A 13,020-nucleotide genomic window follows, 5' to 3' on the forward strand; every position below is an offset into this window, starting at 1 on the left:
AAACCTCCCTTGCCATCTCGCAGGGGAGGACTTTTTGAGTACAGCAACATCTTCACGTAAAATCTTAATGACCACGGCACTCCCCTACGCCAATGGTTACATCCATCTTGGCCACTTGGTCGAATATCTTCAAGCAGACTACTGGAATCGTTTTCAAAACATGCGCGGTCATCAGTGCGTTTACATTTGCGCTGATGATACTCACGGCACACCGATCATGGTGAAAGCTCGCGAGCAAGGAATCACACCTGAACAATTGATTGCGAAAAGCTATGAAGAGCATGTTGCTGACTTTAAAGACTTCCAAGTTGAGTTTGCTCACTACGGTTCTACGAACTCAGAAGAAAATAGAATTCTGATTGAGCACTTCTACAAGAAGTTCAAAGACGGCGGCCACATCACGACTCGCGCGATTAAGCAGCTTTACTGCAATCACGACAAGATGTTCTTGCCAGATCGTTTTGTGAAAGGCACTTGCCCTAATTGCGGCGCTAAAGAACAGTACGGCGATTCTTGCGACGTATGTGCTGCGACCTATTCACCATCAGACATGAAGGAAGTGCACTGCTCTATTTGCGGCACTACTCCAGTCTTGAAAGACAGCGAAAGTATTTTCTTTAAACTGAACGACTACAAAAAATATCTTGAAGAGTGGATTCCGAAGCACACGGCCAATGATGTTGCTAAGAAAATGCTTGAGTGGTTCAACGAAGATCTTTTGGATTTGGATATTTCTCGTGATGAGCCTTACTTCGGCTTTGCGATTCCTGGCACCGACAACAAAAAATTCTTCTACGTGTGGGTGGATGCCCCAATGGGTTACATGTCCACCACTGAACAATGGGCCAAGAAACAAGGCAAGAGCTTGCAGGATATTTGGCAAGATCCAAGTCGTGAAATTTACCATTTCATCGGCAAAGACATTGCTCGCTTCCATACGATCTTCTGGCCTGCGTTCTTAAAGGCTGCAGACTTCAAGTCGCCAAATCATGTCTTCGTTCACGGTCACTTGATGGTGAATGGCGAGAAGATGTCTAAATCTAAAGGCACCTTCATTGCTGCAAGAACTTACTTGAATCATTTGAATCCTGAGTTCTTGCGCTATTACTATGCCACTAAATTGAATGGCACCGCCGAAGATATCGACTTGAACCTTGAAGACTTCGTCACTCGCGTGAATTCAGATCTTGTGGGTAAAATCACAAATCTTGCTTCTCGTGGTGCACAGATGTTGAAAAAGAAAATGGATGGTGTCATGACCTCCATGAACGCGCAAGGTAACGAGCTTGTTCTTCATGCTCACGCCAAAGGCGAAGAGATTGCGAAGTATTACGAAGCTCGTGATTTCATTAAAGCTACGAACGAGATTCGTGCGCTTGCGGATAAAGCCAATCAGTACTTTGACGAAAAAGCTCCGTGGAAGACTCTGGAAACAGATCCTGCTGGCACTAAACAAGTGCTGACAGCGACTTTGAATCTTTTCCGCGTGCTTGCGATTTATTTAAAACCAGTTCTTCCGCACTATACTGCGAAAGTAGAAAAGCTCTTTGGTGAAAAGCCATACACTTGGGCGGATTCTCAAAAGATTCTTTTGGGCACTAGCATTCAAGACTATGAGCACTTGGCAAGTCGTATCGAAGCCGACAAGGTCAAAGCAATGGTCGAAGAAAGCCGTGCCTTGAACGAGAAAATCGCTGCTGAAAAGAAAGCAGCTTCTACTTCAGCAAAACCAGCAGCTACAGGAGCCGCAGTGAAAACAGAAGATCGTAACGCCGAGAAGTCTTCAGAAATTACCTTTGATGATTTCATGAAAGTAGATCTTCGTATTGGTACTGTTGTTGAAGCAGAAGAAATCAAAGAAGCAGATAAGTTGTTACGTCTTAAAGTCGACATTGGTGGCGGAGAAATTCGTCAGATTATTTCCGGTATTAAAGCTGCTTACTCTGCAGAGAAGCTTGTTGGCCGCCAAGTCTTGGTGTGCGTGAACTTGGCTCCTCGTAAGATGAAGTTCGGCATGTCTGAGGGCATGGTCCTTGCCGCTGGAGATGGTGGCAGTGACCTTTACATGCTTTCACCAGACAGCGGTGCTAAGGCCGGAAGCCGCGTGAAGTAGTTTCCCCTGATGGATCCAAAGGACTTAAAAGCGCTTCAAAATATTCATCGTCTGATGCTGGACCTGGAAAAACAGGCCCAGTCTCAGAATTTTAGCGCTAAAGCCCTTGCCCCCATTCAAGAATCCCTTCAAGCTTTCGTGACTCACGAGTCTTTAGATTTTCGCAAAATCGCGGCCATTGCTCCACACCTCACCACGGACATGACGATGAAACATTATGTTTCATGGATCATTCCCGTCGAAAGACTCTTACAAAAAGAACTGCGCGATGATGAGTTTTTGATTTTCTCGCAAGATCAGACCGCTAAAGCTGTTGAGAAAATTCCCCTCAGTTTTGTTTTACACAATTTGCGTTCGGCATTTAACGTGGGCTCGATCTTTCGTACAGCCGAGTGTTTTGGTGTAAAGCACGTTTACCTTTGCGGCTATACTCCCCTTCCAACCCAAGACAAACTTGCAAAAACCGCAATGGGTACAGACTCTCTTGTAGAATGGGAAGAAGCTCCTAAGATTGTGGAGCTTCTTAAAAAACTAAAAAGCGAAGGAAACCACATTGTAGCACTCGAGACCACTTCGCATGCAGTGCCCTTGGAAACTTCATTTCCGCTTGAAAAGCCTACGGTATTTATTTTAGGCAATGAGCGCTTCGGGATTGATCCTGAAGTTTTAGAATTATGCCCTGAAGTTCGTAAGATTCCTCTGCGTGGACAAAAGAACTCTTTGAACGTCGGTGTCGCAACCGCGATTGCCACTTATGAGTTCTCTCGTCAGTGGAGTGCCCAATGAACTTTGAACCTATTGGCACCTACCACTCCGAAGCTAAAGCGCCCTATGAAGCTGCAAGACAGCCTTTAGATCGCATTAGCACTCAAGGTGAAATCGTTCTTCAATCTGGTCAACAATTTGAACAAGCTCTGGAAAACCTGGAAGGCTTTGAACGCATTTGGGTCGTCTATGTGTTTCATCACAACACCACTCACTGGAAACCAAAAGTTCTTCCGCCACGAGGAAGCGACCAAAAAGTCGGAGTCTTCGCGACTCGCGCTCCATATCGTCCGAATCCCATTGGCATGAGTTGCGTAAAGCTTGTGAAGATCAACGGCCTTCGTTTAACCATCGAAGGTGCGGACCTATTAGATGGCACGCCTGTTTTGGATATTAAACCTTATCTGCCCTATGCGGATGCATTTCCAGAATCTAAAATCGGCTGGCTTGAGAATGTTAAAAACTATGCTGTGAGTTTTTCTGAGACTGCGAAAAAACAGATTTCATTCTTGCAGGCAAAGGGACTTAGTCAGCTTCAAGATTTCATTCTGAATCAGTTGGAATACGATCCTATCAATAGCGATAAAAAACGAGTCTCTGCTGATGGCTCAAACTATGTTCTTGCTTATAAAACCTGGCGCGTGCGTTTTCAGCTGAATGCAGACAACGTGTCGGTGCTTGATTTATTCTCGGGCTACAGCAAGACAGATCTAGAGAGCTCCGAAGATCCTTACAAAGACAAGGACCTTCACCGCGAGTTTTTAAGAAGCTTTTGAGAGCGACTGATCTTCTTGATCGGAAATCTTTTTCCACTTCAACGACTGACGAACCACTGGGATACAGAAAGCCACACGAAGAGCCGCGCCCAGTGCATACAAAATCCAATAGCTGGTCTTCTGCTCGCCCATGGCAGTCAAAAGCTTAGCCCCTAAGAACGTGCCTGCAATGATCGCAACCGAGTTTAGAAGATTGTAAATCGTAAGAACCGGAACTTTCTCTTCCTGACGCAGATCCTGGAAGAAAACCAACGACAGACCTAGCTCAAAACACGCCCAACCCATGCCGCTAATTACCTGCAAAGCCAAAATGTAGAAGTAATTCTCATTCAACGCCCACAGCGCTGGCGCTGGAGACACTAAAAGCAAACCCGCAATCATGACTTTGAAACCATCGAAATTCGTTTTTGCTCTTTGCATGATTGAAAGAGAAATAATCTTTCCCACCATCAGGGCCGCAATCGCCACCATGTACTGGCCATAGTTCATTTTCATTTGTGCCAACATATACGGCGTCACAAAGGGTGAAGAGATATAAACCGCCACTTGGAAAGGAACAAGGTAAGCAAAGAACTTCTTCTTATGCTGCCCTTTCCAGAAGATCGCCCACGAATCCCGCAAGCGATGCACTTGATCTTGGACTCCCCACTCGGAACGATACATTTTCTTAGAGAGCAAAATCGACGACGTCAATCGACAAGCAAAGGCAAAAAGAAACAACAACGTAAACACGGACGAGAATGGCCCGAGTTCCACTTTGTTGTGTAATGCCACACCGCCGCCGATGATTCCTAAAAGAATCCCCAACTGCTGAACACGCGCACGGAAGGAAAAGTACTTGGCACTTTTTTGTTCAGGCACCAAGTGACCCATCCAAAAATTCCACGCAGAACCCGCCGAGAAACCCGCACCCCAGTACAGAGTTAGAATCAAAAACAAAACCCAGAAATTTGGAGCTCGCGTGACTGAGAAATAAATCAACGGCACAAATGCCAAGGCCTGCAAGAATGTGGAAAGCACCACCCAGTATTTATGCGAATGCACTTTGTGCACAAGACGTGGCGTAAAAAGCTGCAGAACTGCGCCACTTACAAGCGGCAACGACGCCAAGATCCCCGCGAACACTTCACCCATGCCGATTGATAGAACATACGCTGGCAAATAAGATTCACCCGCACCCACCATGAGGCTGTACAAAAACGCATCGACATTAGAAAGTTTTAGGCTTTGCTCGGTACTACTGACACTTTTTCCGAAAATCATGAGGAGCTGTCCTTGGGGTTCGCAGAAGAATATATTCTCAGTATACGCCCGCTTTTGCAGACTGCTATGGTTTTAAAAGGGGCTAGCCCAAGGTCTTTGCGCAAAATTCCAAACGCCCGCACCCAGTGAATAGAAGAAAAAAAACATCCCCAGGCTTAGCACATAACCGCCGATGATCAAGAAGCCGTCATCTTCGAGCTGAGCAAACACAATCGACAAAATAACTAACGCTGGAATCGTATTGCTGAAAGGAATGGGCAAAGGAAGGCCCAACAAAAAGCCACTTAATATTAGCAGCAACAAATTTATGAACCGAAACACATGAGACCGGGTTAAAAACAACAAACGCGGATGCAGGAACTTTTCAATACTGGACCATATTTTACGGGCAATCACCGCCATTTTGTGCAAAGCCTTTTGCGGAATTTCCCGGTTGCGAAATCGGCGCGGGACCCAGGGTTTCTGATTCAGAAACTGCAACGTGGATAGCAGAATGATGATCATCCCAATCGGTGTCGATATTCCTGGAAGAGGAATCGGTTGCAGAAAAAAAAGACACAATAGCAAAATGATAATTCCATGGCCCATTTCGCCAAGCAGATTTACTAATTCTCCAAGAGTCAGTGATTTGTAATCACTCTCTTTTTCAATTAACTCAATGGCTTTGAGTAGACGACTGTTTACCATTTTAGACTCTTGTTGTATTTCAGGCATAGTTTCAATTATAGTAACTCAAAGCCACTTGCTTGGCGCGTGTTTTTACGTAAAGGCGACACTATGAAAGCGAAAACTGATCAAGAGCTCTTGCTTTGTCTTGCACAAGACGATAACGCAGATGCGGCTTTAGATCACTTTTTCAAACGCCATTCTAACAAAGTCTACAATTACGCTCTAAAACGCGGGCTTAATGGTGAACAAGCCCAAGACGTTGTGCAAATTGTCTTTCTACAGATCTATCGTAAACGCACTCAGTACAATCCTAAATACGCGGCCCTTGCCTGGGTTTATGTCATTACCCGGTCAGAGCTAAAAGACTATAAATTACGCGAACTTAAGAATTATGAAGAATTTAACGATTTTGTGTCACAAGCCGAGCAGATGACCCCTAATATAGAGAAAGCCCAAGAAGTGTCTGGCCTCTTGACGGATTTGGGCGAAAAAGAAAGACAGATTATCGAAGACCGGTATTTGAACGAGCTTGAGTACGAAGAAATCGCACGCAAGCTGAATGAAAGCGAAAGCAACGTCCGCCAAATTGTCAGTCGCAGTTTGCGGTTTTTGCGAAAGAAGCATGGAGCAAAATCAGGAGAGGAACTATGAAAGATTTTGAATCCTTTTTAGAATCAGGTCATGCACAACTCCCTACGAGTGCGTTGGAAAATCTCAAAAAAGAAATTTTCCCAAGTCTTTCTTTGGTGGCAACAAAGCTTGGCCTTATTCACCTCTTCAGTTCGGTCGTGACTTTAATGTTATGTCCTCAATTTGGCTTTCGTCTTTTCTTTGATGGCCATGGCCTTATGCACTACTTCATGGCGGCCGGAAGCGTTGCTTGCTTTGGATTCTGTGGAGCTTTTTATCTGGGAACAAGCTTCTGGCTTGCGAAGATTTTCTTAGGCGAATTCGAGTGGGTCGTTTTACGTAAAAACTCTGTTTTAGCTCTTGGAAGTGTTTCATTGCTTTCACTTGGGGTACTCTCAATGTTGGGCCACGAGCTTAGTTTTGAAGTGGGTTTTGTTTGGCTGTTAGGCGCGTTGGTTAGCGCGGCCATTCCTCTACTCACGCAGGTTCATCACCGTCCGCTGATGAAAATCTAGTCTCAAATTGAAACGTAATTTACAGGTCTTTTATATTTAGACTTCGAGTATTCATACCGTTAGTTAAGTATGCGGTATGTACGTGTATTTCCAATAGCTTTCTGTTTGCTCTTTTTTGTGAGTGCACAGGCCTTCGAAGCTTCGGATTCGAATTTCTTTATCTACCGCGACTGCAACGAATATCTTAAAAGCAAATGCACACATCAGTCCCAAGGATTGAAGCGTTCTCTTGAAGCTTGTGCGATCAACGCCAAAGCCCATCAGTGCGACAAGATTGTCGAAGATCATCCGGATCTTAAAGACCTTGTCGTCAGTTGCCAACCTAAAGAAATGTGCGAGCAGATTCTTATCAACGGCACTGACGAGGCTGTCAGTTGCTGGCGAGGACTCAAAGACTCGGCGGTCGATACGGCTACGGCGATTAAAGAAATCGCACAGAAAGTTTGGGACAAGGCCGTTGTCCATGACCACGAAAAGATGCTTCACGAAGTCGCTCAAAACAATTTCTCCACCTATTTGCCGAAGCAACTACAAAAACCAAAAAACAGCGAAGAAGAAAATCGCAATAAAGTATCGGGCCTTTGGAAAACAGCAGGCGACATGGCAAGCGCCAAATACCACGAGTACTCTTGCCTGACTCGTTTAGCGAAAGAAGAAATGAAATGCTACGTTTTTGCTAGCCTCGTCGACCCGACTGTCGTTGTTGGCAAGGGCGCAAAGCTTATCAAGGCGCGAAGAGTCCTGCAGGCTATGAAAAAAGAGTCTGGCTCAGCCAAAAGCGTGGCCAAAGCCCCAAAAGTCTTCACTCGTGACGAACTCAATAAGAAATACCTTCACTACTCTCCGACTACGAGTGAGCAAAACCTAAAGTGGATGTCATTGGCGGAAAATACCAAGCCTTCCAACGTAAAGTACTTTGATGTCGAGAACTCCGTCATGAAAGAGCTTAACGATACCTTGAAAGACAAAAACCTCGTCACGAGTCTTACGAATTACCACAAGGACCTCTTACAAAACAAAGTCGAAAATCTGTATAAGGATCTTAAGAAAACTTATCCGGATCTTGAGCTTGTTTCTTACTCGGACTTTAAAGCCAGCCGTTTTGCTTTTAAAGGCCAAGGACCACCGGATATGGATCAGAGGTTGAACAAAATCCTTCAAGAAACAAATCAAGAATTCAAAGACGCCATGGTTAAAAATAAAATTGTAAACTCCTCCGACAATCCCGGCGAATGGTTCCGTGCAGGCTATGGCGAAACCGCCGATCAAGCGACGCTGGCTTCTCGTTTTTCACGGCAAGCAGATGGAAACTCGCTACAAAACTATGCTTCACAAGACATGAAGGCGAATCTGACAAGTAAAATGAATAAAGCAGAGTCCCTGCGCTCTGGCCTGCAAAATGAACTGGCTCGTACCTCGGTGATGGATGGCAAAACACTCTCTACAGACGCACTAGATATTCTACGCAAAAATGGGGACGACATCGCAAAGTCTCAGGCAGACCTTAAAAACCGATTTGGCTTAAGAGAGCTTCCCATGGGAACCGTCGCAAAAATGCGGCTTTACTCAAAGGTGGTCGATGAGTTTTCTCCGGGAATTCATATTGCCCAGCGTGAAGTCGCAAATCTGGATGAGGCGGTCTTCGGCGGCCTGTCAGCTGATATGGCCGGGATGGGGGCTAAAAACTTAAGCGGCACCGCCAAAGCCCTTGCTGAGTCTCGAACTCTTGATGAGGCTTTAGAACAAACTCGCAAGGCTGAAAAAGCCGTCACAGAACAGTTCCGTCGGCAAAAGCAGGATTTCCAAGGTGTGCTTAACGATGTTGTGGGAAAACAAAATGTTAAAACTGTTTGTAGTGGTGATGATTGTGTCGCGCTGCCTACGCGAGCCCTTGCCGACCAAGAAAAAGAGCAAATTCTAGAAAGACTGAGTGCGGCTGGGTATTCGTCAAAGTTCCGACTAAGCTTTGTCTCTGATAAAGTTACTGATGCTTCAACCCGCACACAGCTAAGCGTGCATGGAGAATCGATCGAAAAGGCTCTTCGCAAAAACTTGGCCGATAAAATGGAGCCTAATAAGCTTAAAGGCATTCTCTTTGGCGTTGATATGAAAACCGGCGACCTTAACCGTGGTCCCGTAAAACTAATTACGGTTTCACACTCGGACGTCAAGCTTTCAGCGCAGGAAGAAAAACTGATTCAGGAAAGTTTCAAAAAAGCTCTGCAACAGGTCAATAGCGATCTTCAAGACGTCGGAAAGGCCGCCGCTTACCGAGCTTGGTAGCCTTCGCTACTCAAAGCTCATCACTACTTCTAGTGGCGTATGATCAGACCCTTTAAACCCGTGCAGGACATGAGTTTCATGGATATTAATTCCACGAACAAAGACATGATCAAGTTTAAAGAAGCGATTGTCTTCTCGGAACTCAACAGGATAAAGCTTTAACTCTGAAAGCATCTGCACGAGCAAGATCCAACGTTTGGTATTCCAAGTATTGAAGTCTCCGGCAAATATCAAAGGGCCTTTGTGGGCGTCGATCTCGCGTATTTTTTCTTCGACGGATTTAATGAATAACGACGTTGTCGTGAAGTTCAAGGAGTGCGTGTTCACGACCAAGAGCTTATCTTCGCGACCTTCGATTTTGAATTGGGAAATCAAAGCAATCTTAGGTGTTAACAAAAAAAGCTCGCGACTTTTAGTGCGTACGAATTTAAGATCAAAACATTCAGCCCTAGCGCCAATTACCACACCAGTTGCTTCCGTGGGATTTAAATGAAAGCTGGCCGCCATATTCCAGGCATATTTGCCAAAATGCTCGCGCCAAATCTTTGGCATTCGATGATCAGTCACCGCTTCTTGTAAAAGTACCAGGTCATGTCCGCGAATAATGTCTCGAAATTCACTTTCCCAGCGCGGATCTTTGCCTTTATAGACATTCCAGATCAAAGCTTTGACATTATTCTGCGGCAAAGTTTTTTCACTAAAGGCCCCGATGAGAATCAAACTCTCGTGGGCCGCTGGAACATAAAAAGGATTCGAAAACAACTTCGACTTAGGTGACTTTGACAAGGTACTCATCCAATGGAGTAGAAACCGTCAACTGCTGAGCTTCGTTGCGTTCTTGTTCTGCTAACAAGGTCGACAAATATCGTTCGCTAGAACTTGGAACGATAACAACAATATTTTTTCCACGGTTTTCTTCTTTAGCTGCCACTCGAAGACCTGCGGCAATCGCAGCGCCTGAGCTGATTCCAACAGGAATCCCCTCTTGCTTAATCACGTCACGAGCAGTTTTCAAAGATTCCTCTGAAGTCACGGCTTCGATACTGTCGATGATACTTTTATCAAGATTTTTAGGGATAAAACCCGCACCAATACCTTGGATTTTATGAGGACCCGGCTTGCCACCGGCAAGCACCGGAGACTCTACCGGTTCGACAACCACGATTTTTACAGAAGGTTTTTTTGCCTTAAGGACTTGCCCAATCCCTGTTGCCGTTCCCCCGGTGCCAACACCTGAAACTACGACGTCCACTTTACCATCGGTATCGCGCCAGATTTCAAGTGCAGTTGTTTCGCGATGAATTTCTGGATTTGATGGATTCTCGAACTGACTTGGCATATATGCGCTTTTACTTTTATCCATAAGCTCAAGCGCTTTTGCAATCGCGCCCTTCATTCCCAGAGGTCCCGGAGTTAGCACAATCTTTGCGCCGAGTAACAACAACAAAGTTCTACGTTCTTGCGACATGGTCTCTGGCATCGTGAGAGTCAGCGGATACCCTTTAGAAGCACAAATAAACGCTAGCGCAATCCCCGTGTTGCCACTCGTTGGCTCGATGACCTCCATCCCGGCTTTCAATTTTCCACTGCGTTCGGCGGATTCAATCATGTTGATCCCGATACGGTCTTTGACGGAGCTTAATGGGTTAAAAAACTCGAGCTTCAAAAAAATCTTTCCAGGAAGGCCCTTGCCAATTCGTTGCATTTCCACAAGAGGAGTGGAACCAATTGTCTTCGTGATGTCTGAGTATGTTTTCATAGGTTTTCTTTCTTTGATGAGATCTCAAAGAATAATGGTAGCCCCATTTAAGATGTAATTCCAGAATGTGCAGGCGTGTCATTTATCAAGACACTCGAGGAAAAGCTCTAGGCAGCTTTAATTTTAGCAGCGAGTTCCTGTTTTTGTTCGTAGTCCTCGACCATGTCGTTCAAATAGTTCTGAGCCTGATACTTCGAAACGGCTTGAACGGCAGCCTTTTGAATATGCATGTGGGTGACGCCTTGTTTTTTAAGACGGTCCATTTGCTTGTTATAAAAAACACCGCCTTTAGGAGTGTAAAGGACATACTTGTTATTCGTTGGAAGATAAACGTACAGATCAAACTCGACCTGGCGATCTCCTTGCAGTTCTTTGAGATCAATCTTTGCCATGTCTTGATGATGAGAGTCCTCCAAAATTGCTTTGATAGGTCTTCGCGGGAAGAAGGCCATGACAACTTCACTGCCTTGATGAACTGACTTTCTGAGGAAGTCTGCGTATTCTAAAGCCCAAGGCTCAAAGTCCACTTGACGGATTTTAACATCCATTGAGTTATTGTCAGCAACGTCTTCGCCGTTGTCTTTGAGGAACTTAAAGAGTCTTTGCTTGATCATTTCAATGAAGTTCGTATCGATTTTTTTATTCTGTCCCATCACAGCGACCAAGTATCCCGAGAAACGATCCGATTCAACCATGATACAAGCAGCACTTGTGGTGTCTTGAAGTTTTTCTTTGATAACACCGTCACCGCGATCTACGGATTCTTCTAAAGACTTTTGCGTTCCGCGCGCGATCAAAGTTTCATTTGCATCACTACGAGCGCGAAGCTCATCACGTTTTCGTAGCTCGTCCATATCAGTAGCTGGCGCCCATGCCGCCGCCGCAGCTTGTCTGCGACGATACTCTCGAGATCCCATCCCGTCATGCGCAGTTCCCGAGCGATCCATTTGATCTGCCGCGGAACCATCGCCAAGATCGTCGTTTCCTTGCTGGCCCCAACCGTTTTCAGATCCAGGTCCATCTTGCTGAGAGCTATTCGCTCTTCCATTGGTTTTTTCACCTTGGGCATTTCCCCAACCACCTAAATCATCTGTCGGTGGGATGTAGCCATTGGTTTCACCACTAGAGCCTTTTTGCACATAGGTTTTACCAAAACCATTTTTTCCATCTTGGTGGGCTCCGTTATTCCCTTTGAGGTGACCACCCGAAGCAATGTCATCTTGCGGGTTACCACCAAAAGGATTTCCTCCAGGCACATAACCTTGCGACGGTGAAGATTCATCTTCTTCCATAGGCTGCGCAAAAACCAGATTGTTATCTTGTTTGCCCGAACCTACTTGCGCATTTTTTCCGTCACCAGTTTTACCACCAGCGATGGAGTTTCCGCTAAGATCGTCGTTGGTTCCGCCTACAGCTACTTGGCCAAACTGGCCAGACTCATTTTTGCTAGAGCTCGAAGGGGCACCGCCGAAGATATCGTCGTTTTTCGTAGACGCGTTTGCAGCTGTGCCATTCGCACCGTCTTCATTCAGAAATTGTGAGAACAAGCGACTGGCGTCGCCTCCCATAGAGCCACTTTCGGCTTTGATAGAAATATTGCCGTCACCGCCACCTTTGATAGAGATCGTGTCGTTGCCGTTATTAGTGCCATCGCCTTTGAAGTTGTCGTTTGCGGACTCAACAGTCATTTTCGTCTGTTGGTCTTTCAGATATTTGTTCACGCAACGTTCAATCGCAGGTCCTGTTACTGGCGGATACACACGATACTCGGTCGCAGCTTCATTCAAAACTTTGTAAGAAGATGAAGATTGGTTCTCGGCAAAAACGATCGTGGCAACGGGAAACGCTTGGCTTAAAAGTTTTGGCAAGGCACGGACTTTTTTGTTTGGATGATCGACACTGATGAGGACATAACTTGGCTTGTTCTTAACGATTTGTACGAGGGCTTCTTTCAGGTTGGCAGTCGAGAATATTTTCCAGCCGCGATTCCTTAAGAAGGTTTCCACCGTGCCCAACGCCGTGACGTTGGACTTCAGAATAAGCATCGTCTTGGGTAATTCTACCTCTTTAGTCTCGCTCATAGCCTGCCTATTGTTTTTCTTGCCGTTTTGCCAATAGTTCATCCTGTTTACTTAACGGCAGAATGAGCTCAATTTTACAGCTTTTTAACAAGACCTAGATCTATGTATCGAACGGTTTGTTCAGAGTAATCTGACAATGTGCTGCTCTTATCTTTCAAGCAAATAT

Annotated in this window: 11 protein-coding genes; 6 read left to right on the plus strand and 5 right to left on the minus strand. The window is 45.4% G+C overall.

Annotation, left to right across the window (positions count from 1 at the left end; genetic code table 11):
• Positions 1-34 precede the first annotated feature (34 nt).
• From metG to tsaA, 3 genes are read left to right on the plus strand one after another with little or no spacing between them, the layout of a single operon-like run.
• Complete coding sequence (metG, locus tag ACLWBB_RS12135; protein ID WP_413287788.1) at positions 35-2,113, plus strand: methionine--tRNA ligase; 2,079 nt, start codon at positions 35-37, stop codon at positions 2,111-2,113.
• A 9-nt stretch (positions 2,114-2,122) separates the two neighbouring features.
• Positions 2,123-2,899 carry an RNA methyltransferase gene (locus ACLWBB_RS12140; protein ID WP_413287789.1) on the plus strand — a complete coding sequence of 259 codons (777 nt, stop codon included), beginning with the start codon at positions 2,123-2,125 and terminating at the stop codon, positions 2,897-2,899.
• Entirely contained in the window at positions 2,896-3,654 is a 759-nt protein-coding gene (gene tsaA / locus ACLWBB_RS12145; RefSeq protein WP_413287790.1) for a tRNA (N6-threonylcarbamoyladenosine(37)-N6)-methyltransferase TrmO, read from the plus strand. Before ACLWBB_RS12140 ends, tsaA begins: the two co-directional genes overlap by 4 nt.
• On the opposite strand, the gene ACLWBB_RS12150 is transcribed toward tsaA, so the two are convergent.
• Both ACLWBB_RS12150 and ACLWBB_RS12155 read right to left on the minus strand, forming a co-directional pair.
• Positions 3,640-4,917 carry an MFS transporter gene (locus ACLWBB_RS12150; RefSeq protein ID WP_413287791.1) on the minus strand — a complete coding sequence of 426 codons (1,278 nt, stop codon included), beginning with the start codon at positions 4,915-4,917 and terminating at the stop codon, positions 3,640-3,642. The genes tsaA and ACLWBB_RS12150 overlap by 15 nt on opposite strands.
• Before the next feature lie 72 nt (positions 4,918-4,989).
• On the minus strand, positions 4,990-5,604 hold the full coding sequence (locus ACLWBB_RS12155) for an exopolysaccharide biosynthesis protein (protein WP_413287792.1): 615 nt from the start codon (positions 5,602-5,604) through the stop codon (positions 4,990-4,992).
• Between the two features lie 90 nt (positions 5,605-5,694).
• Here ACLWBB_RS12155 and ACLWBB_RS12160 point away from each other — a divergent pair, with 90 nt between their 5' ends.
• The 3 genes from ACLWBB_RS12160 to ACLWBB_RS12170 all read left to right on the plus strand — a co-directional run bounded on the left by ACLWBB_RS12160 (position 5,695) and on the right by ACLWBB_RS12170 (position 9,014).
• Positions 5,695-6,237, plus strand: coding sequence for an RNA polymerase sigma factor (locus ACLWBB_RS12160; protein WP_413287793.1), 543 nt, complete (start codon positions 5,695-5,697; stop codon positions 6,235-6,237).
• The gene (locus ACLWBB_RS12165; protein WP_413287794.1) at positions 6,234-6,731 is read left to right on the plus strand and encodes a hypothetical protein; all 498 of its coding nucleotides are present in this window, start codon (positions 6,234-6,236) and stop codon (positions 6,729-6,731) included. The genes ACLWBB_RS12160 and ACLWBB_RS12165 overlap by 4 nt, the downstream gene beginning before the upstream one ends.
• A gap of 117 nt (positions 6,732-6,848) precedes the next feature.
• On the plus strand, positions 6,849-9,014 hold the full coding sequence (locus tag ACLWBB_RS12170; protein ID WP_413287795.1) for a hypothetical protein: 2,166 nt from the start codon (positions 6,849-6,851) through the stop codon (positions 9,012-9,014).
• A gap of 6 nt (positions 9,015-9,020) precedes the next feature.
• On the opposite strand, the gene ACLWBB_RS12175 is transcribed toward ACLWBB_RS12170, so the two are convergent.
• From ACLWBB_RS12175 to ACLWBB_RS12185, 3 genes are all read right to left on the minus strand, one after another.
• Positions 9,021-9,800 (minus strand): endonuclease/exonuclease/phosphatase family protein, encoded by a 780-nt coding sequence (locus ACLWBB_RS12175; RefSeq protein ID WP_413287796.1) that lies wholly within the window; start codon positions 9,798-9,800, stop codon positions 9,021-9,023.
• Positions 9,784-10,773 (minus strand): cysteine synthase A, encoded by a 990-nt coding sequence (gene cysK / locus ACLWBB_RS12180; protein ID WP_413287797.1) that lies wholly within the window; start codon positions 10,771-10,773, stop codon positions 9,784-9,786. Before cysK ends, ACLWBB_RS12175 begins: the two co-directional genes overlap by 17 nt.
• A 107-nt stretch (positions 10,774-10,880) precedes the next feature.
• Complete coding sequence (locus tag ACLWBB_RS12185; RefSeq protein WP_413287798.1) at positions 10,881-12,854, minus strand: hypothetical protein; 1,974 nt, start codon at positions 12,852-12,854, stop codon at positions 10,881-10,883.
• Positions 12,855-13,020: the final 166 nt, after the last annotated feature.

This window comes from Bdellovibrio sp. HCB337, from assembly GCF_047302465.1.
Taxonomy (GTDB): domain Bacteria; phylum Bdellovibrionota; class Bdellovibrionia; order Bdellovibrionales; family Bdellovibrionaceae; genus JACMRP01.